At 38.7% G+C, this 24,636-nt stretch carries 23 protein-coding genes; 9 read left to right on the top strand and 14 right to left on the bottom strand.

Translation table 11 applies throughout. The features are described 5' to 3' along the window. Positions 1 to 89: 89 nt before the first annotated feature. Positions 90 to 428, bottom strand: coding sequence for a DUF6616 family protein (locus FD716_RS09345; protein WP_139852088.1), 339 nt, complete (start codon positions 426 to 428; stop codon positions 90 to 92). Beyond that, complete coding sequence (locus FD716_RS09340; protein WP_139852086.1) at positions 412 to 936, bottom strand: MarR family winged helix-turn-helix transcriptional regulator; 525 nt, start codon at positions 934 to 936, stop codon at positions 412 to 414. The genes FD716_RS09345 and FD716_RS09340 overlap by 17 nt, the downstream gene beginning before the upstream one ends. A gap of 377 nt (positions 937 to 1,313) precedes the next feature. Between FD716_RS09340 and FD716_RS09335 the strand changes: the two genes are divergently transcribed. Continuing rightward, entirely contained in the window at positions 1,314 to 2,087 is a 774-nt protein-coding gene (locus FD716_RS09335) for an AraC family transcriptional regulator (protein WP_139852084.1), read from the top strand. Between the two features lie 200 nt (positions 2,088 to 2,287). Next, positions 2,288 to 2,818: a nuclear transport factor 2 family protein gene (locus tag FD716_RS09330; protein WP_139852082.1), complete on the top strand. Its 531-nt coding sequence runs from the start codon at positions 2,288 to 2,290 to the stop codon at positions 2,816 to 2,818. A 115-nt stretch (positions 2,819 to 2,933) separates the two neighbouring features. On the opposite strand, the gene FD716_RS09325 is transcribed toward FD716_RS09330, so the two are convergent. Next, positions 2,934 to 4,457 (bottom strand): esterase-like activity of phytase family protein, encoded by a 1,524-nt coding sequence (locus tag FD716_RS09325; protein ID WP_139852080.1) that lies wholly within the window; start codon positions 4,455 to 4,457, stop codon positions 2,934 to 2,936. 505 nt (positions 4,458 to 4,962) lie between these two features. Here FD716_RS09325 and FD716_RS09320 point away from each other — a divergent pair. Both FD716_RS09320 and FD716_RS09315 read left to right on the top strand, forming a co-directional pair. Further along, a complete protein-coding gene (locus tag FD716_RS09320; RefSeq protein ID WP_139852079.1) occupies positions 4,963 to 7,884 on the top strand; it encodes a S8 family serine peptidase in 2,922 nt (973 codons plus the stop codon). Between the two features lie 208 nt (positions 7,885 to 8,092). After that, entirely contained in the window at positions 8,093 to 9,502 is a 1,410-nt protein-coding gene (locus FD716_RS09315; protein ID WP_139852078.1) for an MFS transporter, read from the top strand. Positions 9,503 to 9,616: 114 nt separating this feature from the next. Here the strand turns inward: FD716_RS09315 and FD716_RS09310 are convergent, their stop codons facing one another. After that, positions 9,617 to 10,183 (bottom strand): FMN-dependent NADH-azoreductase, encoded by a 567-nt coding sequence (locus tag FD716_RS09310; protein ID WP_139852076.1) that lies wholly within the window; start codon positions 10,181 to 10,183, stop codon positions 9,617 to 9,619. Between the two features lie 208 nt (positions 10,184 to 10,391). Next, positions 10,392 to 11,807 carry an aspartate ammonia-lyase gene (locus FD716_RS09305; RefSeq protein WP_139852074.1) on the bottom strand — a complete coding sequence of 472 codons (1,416 nt, stop codon included), beginning with the start codon at positions 11,805 to 11,807 and terminating at the stop codon, positions 10,392 to 10,394. A gap of 149 nt (positions 11,808 to 11,956) precedes the next feature. Between FD716_RS09305 and FD716_RS09300 the strand changes: the two genes are divergently transcribed. The 5 genes from FD716_RS09300 (at position 11,957) to FD716_RS09280 (ending at position 17,610) form a co-directional block, all read left to right on the top strand. After that, positions 11,957 to 12,835, top strand: coding sequence for a LysR substrate-binding domain-containing protein (locus FD716_RS09300; RefSeq protein ID WP_139852072.1), 879 nt, complete (start codon positions 11,957 to 11,959; stop codon positions 12,833 to 12,835). A 120-nt stretch (positions 12,836 to 12,955) separates the two neighbouring features. After that, entirely contained in the window at positions 12,956 to 13,777 is an 822-nt protein-coding gene (locus tag FD716_RS09295) for a tetratricopeptide repeat protein (RefSeq protein ID WP_139852070.1), read from the top strand. A gap of 40 nt (positions 13,778 to 13,817) precedes the next feature. Then, positions 13,818 to 14,399 carry a histidine phosphatase family protein gene (locus FD716_RS09290; RefSeq protein ID WP_139852068.1) on the top strand — a complete coding sequence of 194 codons (582 nt, stop codon included), beginning with the start codon at positions 13,818 to 13,820 and terminating at the stop codon, positions 14,397 to 14,399. 424 nt (positions 14,400 to 14,823) lie between these two features. Next, complete coding sequence (locus FD716_RS09285) at positions 14,824 to 16,077, top strand: OmpP1/FadL family transporter (protein ID WP_228714936.1); 1,254 nt, start codon at positions 14,824 to 14,826, stop codon at positions 16,075 to 16,077. Positions 16,078 to 16,515: 438 nt separating this feature from the next. After that, the gene (locus FD716_RS09280) at positions 16,516 to 17,610 is read left to right on the top strand and encodes a YheT family hydrolase (RefSeq protein WP_139853650.1); all 1,095 of its coding nucleotides are present in this window, start codon (positions 16,516 to 16,518) and stop codon (positions 17,608 to 17,610) included. 132 nt (positions 17,611 to 17,742) lie between these two features. Here the strand turns inward: FD716_RS09280 and FD716_RS09275 are convergent, their stop codons facing one another. The 9 genes from FD716_RS09275 to FD716_RS09235 form a co-directional block, all read right to left on the bottom strand. Next, positions 17,743 to 18,330, bottom strand: a complete 588-nt coding sequence (locus tag FD716_RS09275) for a HutD/Ves family protein (RefSeq protein WP_139852064.1) — start codon at positions 18,328 to 18,330, stop codon at positions 17,743 to 17,745. A gap of 108 nt (positions 18,331 to 18,438) precedes the next feature. Further along, positions 18,439 to 18,591, bottom strand: a complete 153-nt coding sequence (locus tag FD716_RS09270; RefSeq protein WP_215895460.1) for a helix-turn-helix domain-containing protein — start codon at positions 18,589 to 18,591, stop codon at positions 18,439 to 18,441. A 61-nt stretch (positions 18,592 to 18,652) separates the two neighbouring features. Continuing rightward, positions 18,653 to 18,871, bottom strand: a complete 219-nt coding sequence (locus FD716_RS09265; RefSeq protein WP_139852061.1) for a twin-arginine translocase TatA/TatE family subunit — start codon at positions 18,869 to 18,871, stop codon at positions 18,653 to 18,655. A 171-nt stretch (positions 18,872 to 19,042) separates the two neighbouring features. Then, a complete protein-coding gene (locus FD716_RS09260) occupies positions 19,043 to 19,312 on the bottom strand; it encodes a hypothetical protein (protein WP_139852059.1) in 270 nt (89 codons plus the stop codon). An 87-nt stretch (positions 19,313 to 19,399) separates the two neighbouring features. Then, positions 19,400 to 20,797, bottom strand: a complete 1,398-nt coding sequence (locus FD716_RS09255) for a heavy metal sensor histidine kinase (RefSeq protein WP_139852058.1) — start codon at positions 20,795 to 20,797, stop codon at positions 19,400 to 19,402. After that, a complete protein-coding gene (locus FD716_RS09250; protein WP_139852056.1) occupies positions 20,787 to 21,470 on the bottom strand; it encodes a heavy metal response regulator transcription factor in 684 nt (227 codons plus the stop codon). Before FD716_RS09250 ends, FD716_RS09255 begins: the two co-directional genes overlap by 11 nt. Positions 21,471 to 21,743: 273 nt before the next feature. Next, positions 21,744 to 22,991: a mechanosensitive ion channel family protein gene (locus FD716_RS09245; protein ID WP_228714935.1), complete on the bottom strand. Its 1,248-nt coding sequence runs from the start codon at positions 22,989 to 22,991 to the stop codon at positions 21,744 to 21,746. A 345-nt stretch (positions 22,992 to 23,336) separates the two neighbouring features. Beyond that, positions 23,337 to 23,873 carry a DUF2058 domain-containing protein gene (locus FD716_RS09240; protein ID WP_139852055.1) on the bottom strand — a complete coding sequence of 179 codons (537 nt, stop codon included), beginning with the start codon at positions 23,871 to 23,873 and terminating at the stop codon, positions 23,337 to 23,339. Between the two features lie 17 nt (positions 23,874 to 23,890). Next, on the bottom strand, positions 23,891 to 24,568 hold the full coding sequence (locus FD716_RS09235) for a YoaK family protein (protein ID WP_139852054.1): 678 nt from the start codon (positions 24,566 to 24,568) through the stop codon (positions 23,891 to 23,893). Positions 24,569 to 24,636 lie beyond the last annotated feature (68 nt).

Here is a 24,636-nt window from a genome sequence, read left to right as displayed (position 1 = left end):
AATCTATATTCCAGTTTTTTTGCAGCATATATAAAGTGAAAGTACTCCTGCCAATCAGACATTGATTTAAGCAGAAGCAGTTTTAAATATTACATGATCTCAAGCAGTTGTTGCATGTGTTCGGGGAACTGAACCCCGTGGCCAGCAGCATTAATGGTCTGAAAGTAATCATGCCAACCAGTACTGCTAATGGCTGCAATCAGTACATCTCTAGCCGCCTGATCATCAAAAGACCAAATTGCGAAGAAACTGTGCTCACTTGTATTGGAAACATTTGAGTCAATTTTTCCCATAGAAATAACCTGCATTTTATATTCAGCCAAAGCCTGCATACCATTGGCGATGCTGCTTAAAAATGATGATTTTTCATCTGATGACAGGGCTTGCCATTTTGCAGTTGGGGTATACAGTTCAATCAGATATTGCATGTGAATTTTCCTTTTGAGAGTTTTTAAATTGATCGGTTTTTTTCCAAGCTTTGGCAATGAATTGCTTGAGAAGTTGTTGCTCAGTCGCAGTTAAATCAGAAAATAATTCGCCAATCCATTCGGTATGTATGACCGAGACCTGATTTAAGATTTTTGCACCTTGTGTGGTTAAGCGAATAATGACTTTTCTCTTGTCATCACTGTTATTGAGTCGTTGTATATAGTTGGATTTTTCTAAGCCATCGAGCAAACCCGAAATGGTTGCTCGACTAATTCCCAATTGATCGGCCAAGATATTGGGGAAGCATTGCTGCTTAGGTGCATCATTTAAAATGCTGAGCAAAACAAATTTACTTTCTGAGAGTTCATAGGGTGCTAGACGCTGTGCGCAATCTTTATCAATGGCTTGGGTAAGACTGAGAATTTCGAAACACAGCTGAATATTGGAATGTAGCTGTGTGTCCGCATTCACTTTATTTAAGAGAGAGAGATGTTTGGCTGCGAGCATAGTTAGCTACCTAATGGTTAGGTGGCTAACTATATCGATTTATTTTAATCAGATCAAGTCACACTTGAGCTATAAGTGCATATGTAATCATAGATTTTAAGAACTTTACGGCGCTTGGAGTGTCCGTACTTTCCCTTATTTGGCATTGGCTATAAGGAGGGAGGATTTAAAAATGATTGCGTCTGGGCATATTCAATTGGACAATATCATTCAACGAATAAATCAAGCTGTGCAGAGGAGCAACCGTAATAGGGCTGTTTCAAAGTACTTTGTTCGCATAAAAGCAGTAGCATCGATTTGATTGATTTTTAATAAATATTGCAGTTATTTTGCACGCTGACTGCTTATATACCACGGCAGAATGCACATAGGTCAAAATGGAAACATCATTTGTTTTATCTTTAGAAAAAATCTTGCAGCCAAATGCACCGTTAATCGTGGCCGTAAGCCAGTCCAATCAATATTCACGTATTACACCACAACACCAGCATGCCGGTGGTCAATTATTTGGCGCAATGCGTGGTTTATTGTCAGTAGAAACACCAAATAATCATTGGGTTGTTCCTGCTACACATGCAGTGTGGATTCCACCCAATGTTCCGCATGCATTACGTTCTCATGGGCCATTTGAAGGATGGAGTGTCTATGTCGCACCCACGGCATCGACTGATTTGCCGTTGTCGCCTTGTATCGTGTCTGCTCAAGGCCTACTTCGTGAGACGGTAAATCGAGCCTTAACTTGGAATACAGATGGCTTAGATGCGGCACAGCAGCGTATTGCAGAAGTGATTTTAGATGAAATTCGGACTTTACCACACCAGTTACTTGGTCTACCTCTGCCACAAGATGCGCGGCTACTGAAAGTTGCCCAAGCACTGATACACGAACCAGCAGATGGTCGAAGCTTAGAAATGTGGGCTGAATGGGTTGCGATTGCACCCCGTACAATGACACGTCGTTTTGTGACTGAAACGGGTTTCACCTTTACTGAATGGCGGCAAAGAGTGCGGTTGTTACGTGCGCTTGAATTGTTGGCTTCAGGACAAGCAGTTACGACTGTGGCATTAGCATTGGGGTATGACAATAGCAGTTCATTTATTGCACTTTTTAAACGGACATTTGGGAAAACCCCTGGACGTTATTCGCCTTAAACAATAGAAGGCCATTTAAAATCAGTTAAATACGCTAGATAGGTCTAGTTTGGCCTTAATGCGCTATAAGTCGTCTTCAATGGGGTAGTGAAGCCATAAAGGGAACTGTAAATTTGTTCTCACGAGATGTTTTGTGCCTGTTATTTCTAAGGCTCACTGATCGTCATTCTGACAATTGAACAAATATCTATAGAGAACCCATGATGCAAAAAAATCGTATTCACCCGAAGCTATCTGTGAAAAGCCTTCAACGAAAGTTAAGCTGTTTGGCCATGAGCATTATTCCGATGCTACCACTATCCGTTACCCAAGCGCAGTCTTGGGAGTCGCAATGGCAAACCCAAACAGCAGAACAACTACGGGTGTCGGTACAGGGCTTTTACAATCAGACTTTAAATGATGATGCAGCCGTTAGACGGTGGTTTTCAACAGACTATATTCAAGTTGCAGATGGTAATACCTTGAATTTTGCAGATTTTCTCAAGCATTTAAATGTACTTAAACGCGATACTACGTCCATGCGTTTCGAAGTGATGGATGCTGCTTTTACCGGGGATACCTTAGCTGATCGGCATCTGGTGCATATTGAACTGAAAAATGGTCAGCGAATGATTGTAGAAATGCTGGCATTTTATCGTATTAAAAATGGAAAAATTGTGCAGTTAAATGAAGTCTCTAGGCTGATAAGTGGGGATCTCGCTGATCGAGATCTTGGTTTTAGAACCCAATAATTAACTTCCATAACCCTGAGGCTGCCTTTGGAGCAGCCTCAGAGGGTATATATACATCATTCAGCTGATTAACACAGCTCTAGTGAATAATTGCTGTTTTAAGCAGCGCGATGCATTATGGAATAGGCTTTAAATCTAAGTTGTCGATGATGTATAAGGTATTGCCATCAATGACTTTCTTATCTGTATCTAAATACTTTTGTTCCATCACACCAGCTCGACTCCATAAAGCAAAATCATCATCATTGATAATACCGAGACGTTTGTTGTCAATCAGCCATAATCCTTCCATTTTATCGTGCGGGAATTTGACTTGTTTATTCATGTCGAGCGTTAATGTTTTTGCAGCAGGTCGTATATTGAGTGCGTTTAAACCGTCCCAACCTTTTGCCAAGACATATTGTTCTAAAGTCTGACCATCAATGGTTAAACCGAGTTTGGCATTTTGTTTGATTTGCTCGGTTTCTTTAACGTCTTCTAGATTGGTTGCACTACGTAAATCTATTTTATAAACCCGCTTAAAAATATTGCTGTTGTCTTTATAAAAATCGCCATCACGTTCTAATACCAGAAAACTGGTATTACTTAATGCGGTAATCGCCGAATTAGAATAGGCATTCGCACCACCTTCTTGTTTATAAAGATACTGGGTGACTTTTTTTGTTGCCAAGTCAATGGTCACAATTCGGGTAAGGTCTGATTTATTGACCGCAGCGGTTGGGTTATTTAGGGTGGATTGCATAATACCGACCAGCGTTTTTCCATCTGGAGTAATAGTTAAACCTTCCATGCCACGATTGGGACGACGGTTGGCAAACTCATCCGGTAAGAGATAACCACCAACACGGCGGGTATCTTGTTCAAAGGCATTTATACGATCAATTTCTACGCCATTTGCATCAAAATGTACAATATGTGGGCCATATTCATCACTGACCCAGAAGGTGCCATCTTTCATTGCGACTAGACCCTCAGAATCGAGTCCATATTCATCGGTTTGTTGTTTTAACAGTTTTCCATTTAAGTCATAAGCCGCTTCTTTGGTGGCACCGAAGTTCTGGTTAGGAAGTCCTGTAATATTTTGACCATCACGATCTTTAAATAAGATTTCTTTGATTTTTTTAACTGTCCCATCTGCACCAACTTCAAATAAACCAATACGCGGAGTAAAGCTTGGATCGGGAAATATTTTCCCACTGTCTTTATTAATATTAAAATCGGCATTGGGGCCACGGTCCGTGACTGCATAAAATTGATTTTTATTGGTTGGATGTGCAACCAAGTCGGATCCAAATCCACCTAAACGAAACTCAATGTTATTGCCTGGTTTAGCACCATCTGCAACGCCTTTAATATCCATGATTGCATAACCAAGACGCAGACCATTGGCAAATAAATTTTCGGTGTTGCATTGGTTTTTTGTATTTTGAATTTCATCGGCATCGAGCTTGCCATTGCCATTTTTATCTAGCCCTGTATGGATGGCTTGACCACCAAGCCAACAATCTTTGTCAGCAAAATTTAATGCAGTTTCTGAACTTAAGGTTTTATTTTGCGTTGCTGGTGAATCTTTGTCATCACCGCAACCGACCAAAAGGAGGGATGCTAGAACAGATAATGCGAATAGATTTCTTTCCATAGTGTCATCGTCATTAAAATAAGTTGAAATATTAATCAGTGTAAATGACATAATAATGACTAAAATCCTGTTTTCTATTGGTTTATTTACAATTTATTTTAAACAAGTTGCAGGGGAGTCCATCAAGAATGAGCAAGTTAAAACATATTTGAGACACTGCCTTAAAAAATAATAGTACGTGATATTTTAAAAAGAAATAAACCACTTTAAATGCTTCGGTTTGGATACAAACTAAATTGAAAATAAATAGGTTTTGCATCACAGAGTTTGTATGAAGTGATATTTTATTAGCTATTTAACCTATTGTTTTAATTGTAAATATAAGTGATTTCTGTATTCTATCTTCAGTGTAACGTGTGCTGGAAAATGGGTTGCTCGGAAAGGTTGCGGGACTGCACGGACGAGTCATCCATCATTAAAGAAGAATCCATATAGAAACGATAAGTAAATCAAAAGAATAGTGTTTTAGATCGTTTGGAACTCAATAACAATAAGGACGTGTTGAATGGAATTCCATCTATTTTTGAAAACGGTTTTAACTATAGCAATCAGTACTCTTTTTGCAGGTTGTGGTGGTGGGGGCGCATCATCGCCAAACATTGTTACTCATCTACCGAGTGACAGCGCACCACATCCAATTAGATCACCAATTGACGTGGTTACGCCACGACCACCCGTTGCGACAATTGATTTACCTCTCAGCACCGTGCCAGAAGGACTGAAACGGCCAGAAGCAGTTATTCCCAATCCACCTTTAAGTAAATTACAACCTGAGGATCGTGCGCCAGATCCACCGCCATCTGTATTTGTCTATGACCGGGATCAATACGCTGTTCCTGAGCCCAACACTGCGGAGAACAAAGTAAAAGTGGGGGTGATGGATACTGGCGTTCGTGTGAATGATTATTTGAAACATGCCGTACAAAAGGTATTTAGTTATGATGAAGATAAACGAACGACAAAAATAACCACGATTACGGATCTGACGGAAGCGAATCTTGATCTGCAAGATATTAGTGAGATATATCATGGGACTTTGGTGGCAGAGGTTATTGCTGCTAAACCTCTTGAAGGGTCTGCTGCAATTGCTGGTTTAGCCACAGATATTGCTCAACTTTATGCGGTTCGTACCACCAATCCAGAGGGGATTGGTTTTGTCAGTACCCATATGCAAGCAATGTCAGATTTAAATGAAAAATATGGGGTGAAACTGTTTAATCTGTCTGGCGGTACACCAGAGTTAAACCCAGAATACAAAGCCATAATGAATGAATATGCAGCTAAATTGGTGAATCGTAATACATTGCTTGTTTTAGCAGCGGGCAATGATGGGAAACAAGTACCTCATGGTGAAAGTTTATTACCCGTTACGAATCCTCAGCTTGAAAAAGGTTTTTTGGTAGTGACCGGTTTAAACCTTGACGGTAGCGATCTGCACCATGATAGGCAAGAAGGTGGAAGTTGGTGTGGCGATGCTGCACGTTGGTGCATGGCAACTGATTATTATTATGGACCAATTTATAGTGATAAACAAAGTCGATTAATCATGTTTGCAGGAACTTCAGCTTCTGCGCCGAAAGTAACGGCAACAGCTGCAATGATTTGGTCTAAATATCCATGGCTGACAGCAGATCAGATACGCCAAGTCCTACTCACGACATCACGTTATTTGGATGATGGCTCAGGGGGAAATCTGTTATATAACAAAAAATTTGGTTGGGGTGCGCTGCATATTGAGGATGCATTAAAAGGCCCGAAACGTTTTAGTCAAATCTTTGCTGAAAATTTTGAGGCAGATGTAACTACAAATACTGCTATTTTTTCAAATAATATAAACGGTGATGCAGGCCTAACTAAAACAGGAATGGGTACCTTAGTGATGGCGGGTGCAAGCACTTATCAAGGGGCAACGACGATTAATGCAGGAAAATTACAAGTCACTGGTGGTATTACTTCAAACGTGTTGGTCAATAAAAATGGTGCTTTGTCCGGGCGCGGTACAGTCGGTTCAGTGCTGAATCATGGGGTAGTGTCAACCCATGATGGTCGTTTAACGATGAATGGAGATTTTAAACAGACTCGTGAAGGGACTTTGGCGTATAGCCTACATCACTTTTTAACTGTTGATGGTCAGGCAACACTGGATGGCGCTTTGGAAGTCTCTGCAAAAGATCAGGCCATGGTGACCAAAGGCGTTCACGATGTGCTCTATGCCAAAGGCATTGATGGCGTCTTTACAACGCATACAGCGACGAGTCCATTTTTGCAACTTAAAGGGATGACAAAGACCTCGAATAAAGTATCTGTCGAGGTAGATTTTGCTGATGCAAGATCAGCCGGAATGGTGAGTGGCGGTATTTCGATAGCTTCGGGGGAGTTGCTCAATCAACTTATGCGCAAGGCCAATAGTCAAGCCTTAGCAGGTGAGCAGACTAAGCTCACCGATTACATCGCACAAGTACAACAAACTCCCAATCGCAGGGCAGCACAAGCGCTTTTAAACTCAAATTCAGGCGCATTCTTTGCTGAAACGCCATCCATATTATTGCGTAACGATACCTTGGTAAATGCTCAACTTACACAACGTAATCATCAAGTGATGCGGCAGGGTATAACAGGTGTATGGGCAGTGGGCAGTTTTCTTGAAAGCACCAATAAAGCGACGGGTTGGGACACGGTGAATTCAAAGATGAACGTAATCACCGCAGGTGCGGATACGAAAGTTTTTGCGCAGACCATAATCGGGGCGTATATATCCAATCTCAGTGAAAAGTCAAAATACACGGCTTCAATGGGGACAAGTCAGGCGAAACTCACAGCGCTTGGTTTGTATGCGCAATGGAAAGCTGAAACACCATTTTATATTGCTACACATTTAAAATATGGTTTTGGCGATATTCAGTTTAAACGCACGGTAACCAATGCGATTCAATCTGAATCAAGTACAGCCAAATCTGATATAGATAAATATGGTCTTTATACTGAACTCGGTTATGGCTTAAATCAAAATCAAATGTCGATTAGTCCTTATATAGCGCTGAGTCATAATCGTGTGTCATTAGATGAGTTAAAAGAGTCAAGCGCTTATGGTGTTTCTATTGGTGATTTAAGTGCAAAAGAAAATAAAGGCCATGCTGGTATTCGTTTTGACTATGCCTTATCCAAACATTTACTGCTTGGTGGTTATACCGAATATGCTTATGCATTTGATCGTAATCTTCCCAAGGTCGATTTGTCCTCAAATCTCGATCGGGATATTACCGTGGTGTATAACGCGCCAGCATTTGATAAAGATTATTTTCTCTATGGCATAGGTTTTAATTATCTCAGCGATAAATCAAGTTGGAATATATTCGGTGATCTTGCAGGGAATGCGATTAATTCGGGCGACTATCAAGCGCAACTTGGCTTGAAATACAGGTTTTAAAATAACTTCAATAAAAGACCTGAATGCGATGATTCAATATCTTTGAAAATAAACCCCAGTTAAAAATATAAAACCTTGACCTAAATATAGGTTGAGGTTTTATAGTGGCTGCATCTTGAGTTTATTTCGATTAATTGATTTTAAAAATACTTTTAACAACATACTGATTTGACCATCTGTTGTTAAAAGTTAGGCACATAGGCAAAGCATGAGTAAACAACAGCAGATCCAGCAAGATGCGTCATGGGGTGAGTTACTAAGCGGTAAAAATGGATTACGAACGTTGGCATTAACTGGCGGTGTAGCCTTACATGCCATTAATATTTATATTGTGACCACCATTTTACCGAGTATTGTGCAAGATATTGGCGGGATGCAATATTATGCTTGGAATACCACCTTATTTGTTATTAGTTCAATTATTGGTTCTGCACTTGCCGCACAAATATTAGCGCAATTAACACCACGCTCAGCCTATTTACTTGGGTTGATCATATTTGCACTGGGTTCGATTTGGTGTGGTTTAGCCAGCAATATGCCTTTACTACTGGTGGGTCGTGTATTACAAGGCTTGGGTGGCGGTATTTTATTGGCACTCAGTTATGCATTAATCCGAATTGTGTTTGAACAGCGGCTCTGGTCAAGGGCAATGGGAATTACCTCGGGGATGTGGGGGATTGCAACCTTGGTCGGTCCTGCAATTGGTGGTTTGTTTGCACAATATGGCCATTGGCGGTGGGCATTTTGGTCGGTTGTACCAATCGCATTATTCATTGCAGTGATTGTTATTGTTCAAATGAACGTGCAGCAACAACGTAGTCAAAGCAAAATCGCGATTCCTTTTGCGCAAATTGGTTTTTTAGTTTTGAGCATTGGATTACTCAGTTTAATGAGCTTAACCCATCAACTTTGGTTGAATGTCATCGGTATTTTAGCCGTGATTTTTTGTATTATCGCGATTGCCAAAATTGATGCAAAAAGTACCACCAAGTTAATGCCTACAGGTGCTTATACATTGAAACATCCTATTGGGCTGATCTTTATGGTGATGATTTTAATGATTGCGGGTCTCGCGACCGAAGTTTATCTGCCTTATTTTTTGCAAGTGATACAGCAAACTACACCATTAACAGCTGGATATTTGACAGCGATTATGGCCGGTGGTTGGACTTTAGGTGCATTTATTACCGCCAATAAGACGGCAACCCAAGTCACAAAAATTCTTCGTTATTCACCAGTATTGATTATTGCTGCCTTGATGGCTTTGGCAATCTTTATCCCAATGCCGAATTTATTAGACATGGGTGGACTGCTGATTTTATTTATTATCGCTTTGATCTCGGTTGGACTGGGGATTGGGCTTTGCTGGCCGCATCTGGCGATTCATGTATTCAATGCTGCGAATAAAGGTGAGGAGAATCTTGCCTCTTCATCTGTCGTCACCGTCCAACTGTTTGCGATGGCTTTAGCAACCGCAATAGCAGGGATCATCGTCAATAATGCCGGTATTACCGCACCTGGCGGTGTGGAAGGTACTCGTCATGCAGCCATGTGGTTATTTGCGCTGTTCTCGATTGCACCATTGCTGGCACTTATGTTGGTTCGACGAATTAAATAGCCGTGTATTGGTATGGGGGAAGCGGGTTAAACGGTTTCCCCCCGCATGGCTAAATTAAGCTGGGGGGAAATAAGCGAATATGGCGCTATAAAATTTTAGTCAACGCATCAATTTTTAAATCAATTGAATGTGTTGTTCTGCTTCAGCCAAAGCTTTGGCTTTTAATTCTGGGCCCATATTAACGCCTTCGGCACGAATCACTTGAATATTATCCACGCCTGTAAAATTAAAAATTGTTTTGAGCATCGCTTCTTGGAAATCACTCGGATGGTTTTCACCATAAACACCGCCACGACTGCTGGCAATATAAACGGTTTTATCACCGGCTAAACCAACAGCACCATTTTCAGTATATTTAAAGGTTTTACCTGCTGCACAAATACGGTCAATCCACGCTTTTAATGCGGAAGATAGCGCAAAGTTATACATTGCAGCACCAACCACCACAATATCTGCATCGAGATATTGTTGAACAAGCTGTTCAGTTAAAGCCGTTTGTGCAGGATTTTCACCCATGAGAATGGCCGTTGTTAAATGTGGAATATCCTGTTGGGCTAAATCGAGATAGTCAATCTTGAGGTCATCATGTTTTACTTTCAATTGGTCTACGATCGCTTGGCTTAGCTGACGTGAAACAGAATTGCCTGCGAGAATACTGCTATCGATATGTAAAACTTTCATTTAACCAACTCAAAATTATAAAACCAGTATCTTAATGTTTTGGTAATGCTCTGATAAGCCTCATATTATGGACTATGTGTTCTATTTATAGGACAAGTAATATCAATAATATCAGTCGTGCTTTCGAAATGGCGCGGATCATAAAATGCTTATATTAAGAAAAAGGGAACCTTGAGGTTCCCTTGATCTTAAACGCATATTCGTTTATTTAAACGGATTGCTTTGGATGTACCATATTTTGAATAGACATTGCATCTAATAAAACTTCATCAGAAAGTAAATTTTCAGCTTTGATTAAAGTCAATACACTTGTACCTGTTTCATTGGCTTGTTTAGCAATGCGGGTGGTCGTTTCATAACCCAAATACGGATTAAGTGCGGTAATAATACCAATTGAGTTCTCAACCAAAGCCTGACAGTGGGCTGGATTGGCTTGGATATTCTCAATACATTTAGTTTGGAACATTTGCATTGCTTTGCTCAATAACTCAATCGACTCGAACAGTTTAAAGGCAATCAGGGGTTCCATGGCGTTCAGCTGTAATTGACCAGCTTCTGCTGCCAAAGTAATTGCTAAATCATTGGCAATAACTTGATAGCTTGCGAGGTTGACTGCTTCTGGAATCACTGGATTGACTTTACCTGGCATAATCGAACTACCCGGTTGACGCGCTTCCAAGTGAATCTCATTAAAACCTGTGCGTGGGCCACTCGACAATAAGCGCAAGTCATTGGCAATTTTAGACAGTTTAGTCGCTGTACGTTTTAACAAGCTCGAGAGTAAAACAAAATCACCCATATCTGAAGTTGCTTCAATTAAATCAGGTGAACTTGAAATATTTTTCTGGGTAATTCTTGAAAGGGCGCTAATTGCCTGCTCGCGGTATTCAACTTCAGTATTAATACCTGTCCCAATCGCCGTGCCGCCTAAATTAACCACACTTAAAGCTTCAGGCATAATTTGATTGATCTTGTTTAAATCATTTTGCAAGGTTGTTGCAAAGGCTGCGAATTCTTGCCCCAAAGTCATTGGTACCGCATCTTGTAATTGGGTACGCCCCATTTTTAAGATGTCAGAAAACTCTTCAGACTTCGCGCGGAAACTCTGAATTAGATTTGTAAAAGGCGTGTTGAATTGATCAAGCGCAAACAATAAACCGAGTTTAATCGAGGTTGGATAAACATCATTGGTTGATTGCGACATGTTTACATCATTATTTGGATGTAAATATTGATAGTCGCCTTTTGTTTGTTGCAAATATTCTAAGCCAATATTTGCAATCACTTCATTGGCATTCATATTGGTTGAGGTACCAGCGCCACCTTGAATCATATCAATTGGGAACTGTTCATGAAATGCACCCTGCGTGAGCTGATCACAGGCATATTTAATTGCGTTATATTTATTTTCTGGCAGCTTATTTAATTTAAAATTTGATTCAGCACAGGCTAATTTCACTAATGCAAGGGCTTTAATAAACAATGGAAAGTGGCTGAGTTTACTTTGACTAAGATTAAAGTTTTCAACTGCACGATAGGTTTGTATACCAAAATAATAGTCTGCAGGGATTTCTTTGTAGCCGAGTAAGTCTTTCTCTGTCCGTGTTTTGATCTGTATATTCACTTAAATAACTCTGTTGAAGGCATGGAAATTATCTTAATAGGCTAGACCATTTTTTTCTAATGTAAAGAAATATAACTGTATGCATTTTTTGCATACTGCGCTTTCTGACTGCGTTATACTTTATTTTTCATTTGCTGTATGGATACGCAATGTCATTAGAGATTCGATGGATTGAGGATCTACTTGCGCTCGAACAAGAGAATTCCTTTTCTAAAGCTGCGGCACTCCGACATGTTACTCAATCTGCATTTACCCGCAGAATTCAAAATATTGAATACTCAATCGGCTTTAAAATTTTAAAAAGATACAGCAAGAATATCGAGTTCACGGATGCAGGGCAGATCTTGTTGGCATCCTCAAAAAGCATACAAAATCAATTAAGTACAACACTTCATTACCTTGAAAAGAATATTAAAAACGATGAGTTATCAGTTAAGTTTGCAGTCTCACATTCGTTGACGACTCAGTTTTTCCCAAAATTTATTCATGCCTTAACTGAAGAAATTGAGGCACTAAAATTAGAAATTATCGCATCAAATTTAGAGCAAGGCATGCGCTTACTCAAAGATGGTTCATGCGATTTTTTGATTTGTTATTGCGATAGAAATACCTTGCAACAATTAGATGATGACTTATTTGCATCCAGAAAAATCTTTTCGATGGAGGTTTTACCAGTCACAATTAATGATACGCGCTATAAACAATATCAATTAGATCAGCACTTTCCATTGTTAGCCTATAGTAAACATGCCTTTTTAAGAAAATGTGTTGATGAGGTTATCGTCAATAAATTAAACTTTCGGACCTTATATGAAACCGATAATGCAGGTGATTTAAAAGCATTGGTGATGCAAGGTTTGGGCGTCGCTTGGTTGCCGCGGCTTTTGGTTGAGAGTGAAATACAAGAAGCTAAACTGAGAATATTCGACACAGATCAGTATAACTTTTATCAAGATGTTTATATTATTCGCAGTAAAATTACCTCATCTAAAAAAATTGATTATATTTGGAACTTTTTAGCGGGTTGAGTTTGGGACTTTCGTTTTAATATTTCGCGGTTATACTCAGCATGAGAGAACAGCATTGGTTTGAGGCTGTGAGTCGCATTATATATGTTTAAAAATGAAAATTTAGTGTAGAAAATCAGCATGCCATATCAAAAAATATTTTTCTGCTTAATGGGTCTTTCCATATTTAGTTTATCAAGTACCACATTTTCACAAGCCTGTGAGAATGCATGTGGAGCTCAGACATTTGAGTTTAAAGATTTACTGGTCGACGAATCAGAACAAGCTTTTGAACAAGCAGAAGCTTATGATTTAGGTTTTGATGTTCAGCAAGATAAAGCGCGGGCTTTTCTTAGTTATATGCAATTGGCAGAGCAAGGCCATCAAGGTGCGCAATTAAGGTTGGGACAAAAATATTTTTTTGGTGAGGATGTTGCCGAAAATTTAGATCAAGCCTTTATTTGGTTGAGTCGTGTTGCTGAACAGGGGCAGGATGAAGCACAGTATTTACTCGGCCTACTCTATCAAAATGAAAAATTTGCACAAAAGGATGGTTTGAAAGCCATCGATTGGTTAACCCGTGCAGCAAATCAAAACTTACATATTGCCCAAGCTCAGCTTGGGCAAAGTTATGAATTGGGTATGGATATTCCAGTTGATTATGCAAAAGCTCATTACTGGTATCAACAAGCTGTTGAAAATGGTTATTCACCTGCAACATATCGTTTGGTTGTACTCTATGCCAATGGGCATGGTGTAGCCAAAGATGAAGCCAAAGCATTTGATTTACTGAATGAATTAAATCAATCCAATAATGCGGCAATCAGTTTATCTCTGGCTGAAAATTATCATTATGGTTTAGATGGTTTTCCAATTGATTTAATCATTGCAAAGCAATGGTATCAACGTTCAGTCGATCAGGGATATTCAGGTGCGAAGTCAATATTAAAGCATTTGAAATAGTACGCCTTATATCTTGGTTAGCATATCTTAAGGGTGTTTGATGAGTATTGTTTTAATTCGACATGGTCAAAGCCAAGCCAATATAAATGGTCGGACATTGTCGCATCAGACAATTTCATTAACGGCACATGGGCATTTACAAGCCCAAGCATTATGTCATCAATTACCGGCAATCGATCATGTGATGGTATCTAAATATACACGAACTTATGAAACTGCTGTTCCATTATTGAGTCAATATAATTTAAGCGCTGAGATAGATGAAGATATTCATGAGTTCAGTTATTTATCTGAACAGCGCTGTAGCAATACCAATATGTACGATCGCAGCTTATGGGTAGAAGCATATTGGGAAAAAATGGACCCAGATTATCAAGATGCAATAGATGCTGAATCTTTCGCTGGACTTTATCAGCGAGTACAAAGATTTTATCAACGCTTGAATCTATTAAAAGCTGCTTATCAAGAACGGAATTTAGTCGTTTTTAGTCATGGTCAATTTTTAATGCTATTTAAAATGCTCATGCAGCAACAACAAGCACTCAGTATCGAATTAATGCAGCAATTTCGATTTAACCTGATTCATCATCCAATAGAAAATACAGAATTCTTTTTATTCTAAATATTCAATCGCTGTTTATTTTATTTTTAAATATACGTTGTGGGCTGGCTATCATTTAAATTAAAAAATATCTGTGAGCTAGTATGATAATAAAATTAAAAAGTTGTTTTAAACAGCAAATCAATTTTGTTATAAATGTCGATATTTTATTTATTTTCAATAAAAACATATTGTTGTGTTAAATTTAAAACTTAAGTCGTATGTTTATTGAACAGTATTGATTTTGGTGCAATATTATAAAAATATTCAAACTTCATAATCTAAAAAACATTCTGAGATATGTATCCGCTATATTTTTTCAATTGTGATGGAAGCTATTATTCTGATAGGCAAAAGCCAGTAATACTGTATTCGCATGCGTAAATGGGTGGAATAGTAGCGAAAGCTTGAATATAAAAATAATTAAATTCAAAGGAATTGAATGATGCTAAATAAAAAAATAGGACTTATGATCATTGGCTTAAATATAACCATCACAGCTGCATCGGCCGCTGTAATCGAACGATCGAATCAATCTGTTGCTGCCTTTTTACAGCGTGGCAATTATTTTGAAGCTGGAATAACCGTTTTAGATCCAAGTGTTCAGGGAAAAGCGAATACTGCTTATGGTGGTGGTTCATTGGCAAATATTGCTGAATATTACACGCTTCCACAAGTTGCGGTCAAAATACAAGCCACTGAAAATTTGTCGCTCGGCTTTTTATATGATCAGCCTTTTGGTGCATCTGCGGCTTATTCGATTGGTGATCCAAAGGTCATGGCAAATATCGGCGTGTTTTATCAAAACACTGAGCGTACTCAGGTGGATATTAATACAGAAAATCTAACTTTTTTGGCCGGTTATCAACCTGATAAAAATTGGAATATCTATGCAGGTGCTGCCTATCAAAGCTTTGACATGGATATTAAATTACGTGGAACGGGATTTGCTGGACGTGCTGCGCTAGGCGCCTACAACGCCTCACTGAAAAAAGATAATGCATTGGGTTGGATCGTGGGTGCTGCTTACCAGATACCAGAGCTCGGCCGAAAAATCTCGTTTACCTACCGCTCCAAAATTGAACATGATTTAAAGACCAATGAATATGGTCAAAGTCTGGTGCTTGCTGCTGAGCAGAAAAACCCTGCTGCAGCTAATTTTAACGTCAATTCAGTGACTGCTCTGAAAATACCACAATCAATTAATTTAGAATTACAAACAGCACTCAGTAAACAATTGGCTGTATTTGGGAGTCTTCGTTGGGTGAATTGGAAAGATTTTTCGATTCGACCGAAACAGTTTGGTGCAATCTCAGAAGCACTGGGACGTAGAGGGGCAACACCTGATAATCCTAAAGGCTTTGATTTGGTGAAATATGCAGATGACCAATATGCCGTCACCGTGGGTGTCGGTTATAAATTTAATGAAAAATGGTCTGGAAATACCAATGTGGCTTGGGATTCTGGCGCGGGTGATCCAACCACAACGCTAGGTCCAACCAATGGCTATTGGGGGCTTGGATTAGGGCTACAATTTAGTCCAACACCGCAGTATTTTATTGCAGGCGGACTTAAGTATTTAATCATCGGTGATGCCGAGGCACAAACTGCTGCTATGTATGGAACAAAAAAATCTATAGCAAGCTTTAAGGATAATCATGCTTGGGGATATGGTCTTAAAGTGGGTTATCGTTTCTAGGTTCTGCTCAAAATCATCCGCCAAACAATGCACCAAAGCATGTCTTCAGGCAATGCCATCATTATTTAAAAATGGTGGCATTTTTAGTTATCGCTATTTTAATAACGATGCTGTTGTGTTTGGCTTAAATTTCCTCAGCCGAATAAAACCGGTCAAGTGCAATCGCATACTTAAAAAATGCTGCGCTGTATTTTTCTTAAAACCGAGATTGCTTTTAATTTGATTATTCGAGGTCTATTCAATAATCGATATCCATTTATCTTATAATTGCGTCATAAAATCGAACTTACTGTGAAGTTAATTGAATGATCGCATCAGTCATAGATCAAGCAAGGGCTGCGGTTGTAACACAATAACAATATGTTACTGTGTCACAGCCTGCTAAAAACAGTCTAGGTATATTGATTCATATGAAATTTAAGGTAGGGGTATCGTTTGATTAAGCTTGCAGTACGTCGCGTGGGACGTTTAGGTCAGCAATGGTTAGATCGTTTGAGTGGCTCAGAAAAACCGACTTTGTACTTTGATCCACACGGTCAAGCCAAGCAAGTACTCGATTTACTGCCACAGCTTCAGCAAAAATATAGACCGACGCCTTGGTTATCAAATCCACATGCACATTTACTCTATTTTGATTTAATTAAAAAGAAAAGTATCAGCTTAAAATACGATCGGATCGAACAATTAAATATGGCCGATGGCGGTATTACGGGGATTGCTTGGTATGGTTTAGAGCTTCCAGCGGAGACACCCACCATTGTATTAATGCATACTATTACTGGTAGTCCCGAAAGTATGCGCGAATTGGTGCGCGACTTACATCGTTATACTGGTTGGCGTATTGCGCTGTGTTTACGTCGGGGGCATGCCAAACTGCCGATGCCTGTCGCTAAAATGTCTATTTTTGGTTCAACCGATGATTTACGCGAACAGCTTCTTTATATTCAACAACAGTTACCGAATTCTGAACTCTATGCCGTTGGGTCTTCTGCGGGTACGGGATTATTGGTGCGTTATTTGGGTGAGCAGGGGGAACAAACCCCATTTAAAGCAGCTTTTGCTTTATGCCCAGGGTATAACACCGAGTTAGGTTTTAAAAATGTTCATCCTTTTTATACCAAAATCATGACCAAGAAATTATTTAAGGCCTTTATTTATCCTTATGCCAACACATGGAAAAACACAGCTTCTTTAACCCAAGTTTTAGCAACCAAGAATTTGGCAGATTTTCAGGCTGAATATTATGAAATGGCAGGCTATCCATCCCTTGATGCCTATAATCAAGCCACCAATCCAATGTATGTATTCGAGAATGTTAAAATACCGCTGATGGTATTAAATGCCGAAGACGATCCAATCTGTCATATTAAAAATTTAGCACCTTATAAAGATTTTATTCGCAGTATGCCGAATATTTTATTGGTCACCACTAAAAAAGGCAGTCATTGTGGTTTTTATCAAGGCTTGCGTCAGACGGAGTCTTGGGCATCACGCTTGATGTCAGATTACTTTTTGGCATTGCAAAACAAATAGTCGTAGCCTTTTAAAAGCGACAAACAAAAAAATAAAGCTTAGCTTGCATAAGACTTCTTGGTCTATCGATGAAAAAGAAGTCTTACTCAGATTGATCGGCTATAAATGGCTGTGAATAGGGCGCCCATTATTTTATTCATGGGTTAGACGGAGTGTAATAACATAGTATTTTGACTGCTCAGTGGCATTGATTTTAACTTGAGCGTTACTTTGCTCTTGAATCAATAAACTCTGAAAATGATCTAAGTTGAATGGTTGGTTATTTACCATCACGGCAACCGGCGTTTGATTGGGATTGAAAATAAAAATCAAAGTGCGATGACTAAAGGTATTTTCAAAAACAGGCTGTGTAGAGACCCACAGCTCTGCTTGATAACGTACTGAATTATAAATCAAATTAAAATCACGAATCGGCCCATCAACTAATTCAGCATAAATTTCATCTGCGCCTGAAAAACGGAAGACATCATATAGATAGAGCGTTTCATCATGTTGCGTATTTTTATTTTTTAAAATAATTCCCTCACCGTTCAAAACACTAATGATTCGGTTTTTATCGGGAAAGCGTGAAAAAGAACCATCCTGTGTTACATCAGCAATGGATAGGCGCCAATCAAAATCATCTAAATGGGTATGACTACATGCCAATTGTAAGGTGAAGCCTAATTTGTTTTTCCAAGGCATTTTTAAATAATCTTGTTGTGTAAGTTTTTTAATCATGGCGTTCCTCTTCTATCTCATACGGCGAATTAAATCGCTTGGTCTAATTGTAGCTTGTTGACGCTAGCTTATACATGCGCGATTGCGTGATTTATTTAACGAATGAAATTACATAAACTGGCTTGGATTTTTTTGCGTGACGCGTTGAAAGGCACGGGTAAATGCTGCCAGTGATTGATAGCCAACCTGTTCAGCACAATCTTGTAATGGAACACCTTCGCTCAGCAGTTTTTGCGCAAGTTGAATTCGATAATAAGGCAATAAAGAAAAGCAGCTCGAATAATCCAATATTTAACATGGAAATGAATACAGTGCAGAATACTTAAGCATGATGATTATGATCTTGATTGTTTTGGTATTTTGAGGATTTGCTTGTATTCGGTATTTGATTGTCTATTGATTCATCCTCTTGAATCGATTTTTTAAAATCTTTAATTGAATGACCTAAATCTTGACCTAAGGTTTTTAATTTAGATGTTCCAAAAATTAATATCAGCACCAGTGCAAATAAAGCAAGATGCCCAAAAGATAGTCCTAACATTTGATCACGCTACATTTGTTTATGAAGCGCCATTATAAATAAGAGTGAGGTGTTTTTTTAATCATATAAAATGAATAATTATGCATTATTACTGCTGAGTGATTTTTAATAAAAAACAACGAGTTTGCCCAGCTTTAATCAGCTGGGGGTCTCATTCATATTCGCTTAAACTTACTTGGAGATTGACAAGTGATTATGACCTTCAGCATCATTTCCTGTTGCTATCGTATCGGTATGTGGTGGATGTGATTTTCCAGGATGGGCAGATGCAGATGAGCGCATCGTTTCAGTTTGTTTGAGCAGAAGCCCCGTTGTATTATCGCCATCACTTCCTGTGCCGTAGTAATCAAGCATCGGTTCTTGATTGTAAGCCTGTGATGCAAAGCTTAGTGTTGAAATGCTGAAAAGACCGACTGCGACAAAGTTAATAAAAGCGTTCATATTTTTCATTCCTGTAGTGGTTTCAATCGTTTTAGTTTAGCGATCGAAGCCATACAGTTTATGGTCATGGAAATTACAAAAATGTAATTAAGCTTGCTGAGTGTTTATATTTTTAAAAATGATTTTAAATACAATAAATTCACCGATTAAAAAAACCTCAATACTTGCCTGATGCATTTCAATAATTGATTTTGTGATGGCGAGTCCTAGGCCAGTACCCTCTGTTGTGCGTTGCCTTGCAGCATCGAGTCGATAGAAACGATCAAAAAAACGAATAAGTTGTGTTTGGCTGAGGTGCTGCATTTCGATAGGAACTTTATTTTTAATCAGCAGGATGACATTTTCTTCAAGATTTTGAATTTGAATATCTAAACTCGAATTTTTTTGGCCATATTTAATTGCATTTGAAATTAAATTATTAAAGGCTCTGCGGATCATGGCTGGATCAGCAGAAATGATCGCTGCACCGCTTTGTTTTAATATTATATTTTTTTCAGCAGCAAAGGCATCAAAATACTCGAAGAGTGCTTCAAGTTCATCTTCTAGATGAATATTCTGTCGATTTTTCAATTGATCAGCATGATCTGCTTTTGCCAGAAAAAGCATATCCGAAACCATTTTTGCCATTCGCTCATATTCTTCTAAATTAGAAAATAAGACTTCCTGATATTCCTCAATCTCTCGTTTTTTGGTCAAACATACCTGAGTCTGCATCATTAAATTATTAATGGGTGTTCTCATTTCATGCGCGAGATCACTTGAAAAAGCGGATAACTGATCAACAGAGACTTCAAGTCGATCCAGCATTTGATTAAATGCTGTGGCCAGTGGAAGCACTTCAATGGGAGCATGCCGAAGTTCTAGACGTTTAGAGAGGTGATTTGCAGTAATCTTCTCAGAGATTTTGGCCATTTTTCGGATGGGTTTTAGCCCATGCCAAGTTGCAAACCAACCGAGAAACATGATGCATAAGGTACCTAAAATTCCGATGAGGAGTAGTTGCTGCTCAAAAAAATGTAGAAATTCAATATTATCTGTCGTTTCAACTCCTGCGATGATTTCGACTGTTTGTGGTTTTTGTGCGAGTTGAAGATGTTTAGTACGCACAATTGCTTGATTATTATAGGGCAGGTCGATCCAGTTCAGCCATTTTGAATGATTGCGTTGTTGTATTTGACTCAATTGCTGCGTTGCATTTTGAGTCTGATACAGAATGGCACCTTCTTGATTTTTAATTTGTATAATCAAGTTTTTATGGCCAATGAGAGCTTCATCCAAATTGCGCTGTAAGTCAGGCGGGTTTTGATGGAGTAAGTTTTCAATCAGCAGCAATTTGCCTTCAACCTGTGCTTGGTTTTGCTGAGTAAAGTGATTAATCACATGCTGATTAATCAAAAATCCCATAAAAATTAAAATCGAAACCGTAAAAACTGTAGAGATTAAGCTAATTCGAAAACCGATCGATTTTAGTATTTTATTGCTCATCCTCCACCTCTAATACATAGCCCATGCCTCGAATATTTTGGATCAGCTTGGGACTAAAGCCCTCATCAACTTTACTGCGCAGTCTGCGAATGGCGACTTCGATTACATTGGTGTCACTGTCAAAGTTCATGTCCCAAACCAGCGAGGCGATCAGTGATTTAGGCAGTACTTCGCCTTGTCTGCGCATAAACAGTTCGAGTAGCGTAAATTCTTTCGCAGTCAAATCAATCCGTTGGCCAGCGCGAACCACTCTTCTTTTTACCAAGTCGAGATGTAAGTCTGCCACAACATAAGTAGTGCGTTCCTCTTTTAAGGAACCGCGCCTGAGCAACGTTTTGATTCGTGCCAATAACTCTGCGAAAGCAAAGGGTTTAATCAGGTAATCATCGGCGCCAAGTTCAAGCCCTTTGACCCGATCTTCAATATGATCACGTGCAGATAGAAATAAGATCGGGAGGTTGGCATGAGTTTTACGGATTTCAGTTAAAACAGCCCAGCCATCCATTTTAGGCAGCATGACATCTAAAATGATCAAGTCGTATGGCGCTGTAATCGCAAAGTGCAGCCCACTGATACCATCTTGTACCCAATCCGTCACATATCCCGCTTCAGAAAGCCCTTTTTTAAGATAATCACCTGTTTTGTGTTCATCTTCCACGAGCAAGATTCGCATTGCATTTTCCACTTTAATTCATCTTTATTTACACTACATTTAATGTTTCTTCGTTTTTAATAAATGATACATTTGTAAACCCAAACTGGCTGATTCATCCTGAGTTTCAGAGAAAGGGCGTGGGACGAGCAAGGATGAGTCAACTGTTAACTGAATATAATGATTTTCACCAGTTAATGCTCACAGCCGATGGCGAGGCGATTCCATTAAATTGGTGAAGCAAAGAAAAGGCGCCAAATCTATTGGCGCCTTTTCGAGTCAAACAAACAATGTTTATTCTGCCGAGTCTTTTGAGGACAATGACCTCAGATCAAGACCAGAAGGTGCTTGAAAAATTTTCAAACCAAAAGCGGGAATAATCGCCATTAAGTGGTCAAATATATCGGATTGAATTGCTTCGTATTCAGTCCAAACAATGGTATTGGTAAAAGCATAAATTTCTAAAGGTAGGCCATCACTGGTTGGTTGCAATTGGCGCACCATCAAGGTTTGATTCTTCGCAATACCTGGATGATTTTGTAGATAAAAGTGAATATAAGCTCTAAATGTACCGACATTGGTCATTTGACGCAGATTATATTCAGACTCATCTTCAAACTGTTCATTAAAACGTTCAAGTTCAGCTTGTTTATTATCTAAGTATTGATTAAGCAATAAAAATGATTTCAATTCCTCTTGCTTATGTTGATCTAAAAAACAAATACTGCTTTGATCAATATAAATGGAACGCTTAATTCTGCGCACCCCAGATTGCGCCATGCCACGCCAGTTTTTAAAGGTATCCGTGACTAATTTATTGGTTGGAACAGTGGTTAAGGTCTTATCAAAATTCTCGACGGTCACCGTATGTAATGACATATCAATGACAGTACCATCGGCATTTAAAGAGGGCATTTCAATCCAATCACCAATACGGATCATGTCGTACGAAGAAATCTGCACGGATGCCACAATCGATAAAATTGTATTTTGGAAAACCAACATCAGTACTGCGGCCATCGCACCAAAACCAGCCAATATGCTGAATACATCTTTGTTTAAGAATGTGCCCATAATCATCAAAATACAGACGATATAGACAATCATTTTAACCAGTTGTAAATAGCCTTTGATGGGTTTATTTTTGGCCCTGGGATTACGTTGATACATTGAGTTAAAAATATTTAAAAACTCACTGATACTCAATGCAATCGTTAGGAAAATAAAAGCTTGTGCCACCATTTGGATAAAACTATGCAGTGGCGCAGATAAATGAGGAACCGTTCGAATACCATATAAAATAATCAGTGCTGGAATAACATTGGCAATACGGCGAATAACACTATGTTCAGAAAATATTTGTTGATCAATAAATTTGAATTTAGATAATAATGTTCGAACGCCACTGACAACGACTCTTTTGGCAATAAAGTTAGCAACGAAGGCGACCACAATTAGGATTGCAAGTGAACTGAGCATTTCTAGCCAAGGATACTGATTCGCCCAATTTATCGTATCTTGGATGAACTTAATTTTATTCAAAAGCAATAACCTCTCAATTCATATTACTGATCATTCTATTAAAAATGAACGATTTAAACCTGATAAGACACTTTTCATATACACGATTTGTTCATTCAGCCACTTGACCTGCACTGGCATGAGTATTTTTTATACAACTTAAGTGGGTAAATATAAAGAGGTGAGTAAGGTAAAGTCAATTTTAAATAGATTGGGCCGTATAAATTTGACCCAATAATTTAAACGTGATGGTATATAAATAAAAAATGCACTGACAGTTATGAGGTCAGTGCATTCGATATATTTTTTAAAGGATTTAATAAACAGACCGATTGGTCTCGGTCTATAATTGAAGCGATATGCTGATTACCACATTAAATCATCTGGAATAACATAGGCTGCATATGGATCTTCTTCATTGGTCACTTGTTCAGTTTGTTCTGCATTATTGACCAGAATAAAACCTTCCATTTTCTCATTAATACGATCTGCCAAAGCTTTAGGCAATAAGGCATAGCTTGCATGGTCGCGTGCGATCACCAAACTACCAGATACCAAGGCATTATATGCCTGTTGGTTGGTATAGATTTTTTTGATTTTATTTTCATCAATAAATTGATAGGTCACATCACCTTTACTGTCAGTAATTTTATGCTGACCAATCATTTGAATAATGGAAGCCTTTAACGCTTTTTCATCTAAGATGCGTTGTTTTTCCATATTGAGCGATTGGTCTTTTTTAATTTTTTCTTGATTGGCTTGTTCAATTTTTTCTTTCAGTTGAGCTTCATCACTTTGACCAGTACGATGCTCATGTTGGGCTTGTTTGGATAGTTTTTTTGCTTTTTTAGTGTCGACCAAACCCGCCTTTAATAACTGGGCTTGCAATGCATTTTTAACCATAACTCAACTCACAACGATTACTTTTTTGAAAAAGGGAGAACACGAAATAAAGCCACCCAATATACCACACACAATAATAAACTTAAGCCTGCAGGAATCAGGAAGGCTTCAAATTTTAAATAAGGATAGACCAGCGAGGCAATAATTCCACCGAGTAAAAAGCCAACGAAAATCATCAAATGTAAAATGATACGTCTTGGTTCAACAGGTAAGCCTTTAAGGAGATATCCTAGGGCTAACCCCAAGTCAGTGAGTACACCAGAAAGATGCGTGGTGCGAATAATCGCACCTTTATAATGACTCACCATGGCATTTTGAACACCCATTGCCGCAGAAGCCCAGAGCAAGGCATAACGTGGATAATAGGGTAGAAATAACCAACAAATCAGAATAAATATGGCAACTAAGCACAGTGGTGCACCATAACGTTGACTGAGTTCAAAATGACTATTACCTAAAATAAACCCACTATAGCTCGAGCCTAAAACATAACAGGCAATAACTAACAATAAATAGAGGACATGACCATACTGTTGTTGAATTAAAGCATCAGCGACAAAACTGACATTTCCAGTCATATGTGAAACCGACTGGTGCAACAAACTAAATAAGCCCAAGACATTAATCATTCCTGCATTCATGGCCAGCAAAAATGCAGAAAGAAGTAGCCAACGGGGTAAATTTTGTATCAGCATAAACCTATCTATTCGTTAATCAAGCAAAGCAGTAAGTCAAATTTAAATGAGATTAATCAAGATAAATA

This window comes from Acinetobacter pullicarnis (genome assembly GCF_006352475.1).
Classification (GTDB): domain Bacteria; phylum Pseudomonadota; class Gammaproteobacteria; order Pseudomonadales; family Moraxellaceae; genus Acinetobacter; species Acinetobacter pullicarnis.
Note: the sequence above shows the minus strand (reverse complement) of the source record. Positions and strands in the feature narration are given on the sequence as shown.

Bases quoted from the DNA above. Each gene is read 5' to 3' on its own strand.
- FD716_RS09345 (WP_139852088.1), bottom strand. From the start codon at position 428: ATGCAATATCTGATTGAACTGTATACCCCAACTGCAAAATGGCAAGCC.
- FD716_RS09340 (WP_139852086.1), bottom strand. From the start codon at position 936: ATGCTCGCAGCCAAACATCTCTCTCTCTTAAATAAAGTGAATGCGGAC.
- FD716_RS09335 (WP_139852084.1), top strand. From the start codon at position 1,314: ATGGAAACATCATTTGTTTTATCTTTAGAAAAAATCTTGCAGCCAAAT.
- FD716_RS09330 (WP_139852082.1), top strand. From the start codon at position 2,288: ATGATGCAAAAAAATCGTATTCACCCGAAGCTATCTGTGAAAAGCCTT.
- FD716_RS09325 (WP_139852080.1), bottom strand. From the start codon at position 4,457: ATGGAAAGAAATCTATTCGCATTATCTGTTCTAGCATCCCTCCTTTTG.
- FD716_RS09320 (WP_139852079.1), top strand. From the start codon at position 4,963: ATGGAATTCCATCTATTTTTGAAAACGGTTTTAACTATAGCAATCAGT.
- FD716_RS09315 (WP_139852078.1), top strand. From the start codon at position 8,093: ATGAGTAAACAACAGCAGATCCAGCAAGATGCGTCATGGGGTGAGTTA.
- FD716_RS09310 (WP_139852076.1), bottom strand. From the start codon at position 10,183: ATGAAAGTTTTACATATCGATAGCAGTATTCTCGCAGGCAATTCTGTT.
- FD716_RS09300 (WP_139852072.1), top strand. From the start codon at position 11,957: ATGTCATTAGAGATTCGATGGATTGAGGATCTACTTGCGCTCGAACAA.
- FD716_RS09295 (WP_139852070.1), top strand. From the start codon at position 12,956: ATGCCATATCAAAAAATATTTTTCTGCTTAATGGGTCTTTCCATATTT.
- FD716_RS09290 (WP_139852068.1), top strand. From the start codon at position 13,818: ATGAGTATTGTTTTAATTCGACATGGTCAAAGCCAAGCCAATATAAAT.
- FD716_RS09285 (WP_228714936.1), top strand. From the start codon at position 14,824: ATGCTAAATAAAAAAATAGGACTTATGATCATTGGCTTAAATATAACC.
- FD716_RS09275 (WP_139852064.1), bottom strand. From the start codon at position 18,330: ATGATTAAAAAACTTACACAACAAGATTATTTAAAAATGCCTTGGAAA.
- FD716_RS09265 (WP_139852061.1), bottom strand. From the start codon at position 18,871: ATGTTAGGACTATCTTTTGGGCATCTTGCTTTATTTGCACTGGTGCTG.
- FD716_RS09260 (WP_139852059.1), bottom strand. From the start codon at position 19,312: ATGAACGCTTTTATTAACTTTGTCGCAGTCGGTCTTTTCAGCATTTCA.
- FD716_RS09255 (WP_139852058.1), bottom strand. From the start codon at position 20,797: ATGAGCAATAAAATACTAAAATCGATCGGTTTTCGAATTAGCTTAATC.
- FD716_RS09250 (WP_139852056.1), bottom strand. From the start codon at position 21,470: ATGCGAATCTTGCTCGTGGAAGATGAACACAAAACAGGTGATTATCTT.
- FD716_RS09240 (WP_139852055.1), bottom strand. From the start codon at position 23,873: ATGGTTAAAAATGCATTGCAAGCCCAGTTATTAAAGGCGGGTTTGGTC.
- FD716_RS09235 (WP_139852054.1), bottom strand. From the start codon at position 24,568: ATGCTGATACAAAATTTACCCCGTTGGCTACTTCTTTCTGCATTTTTG.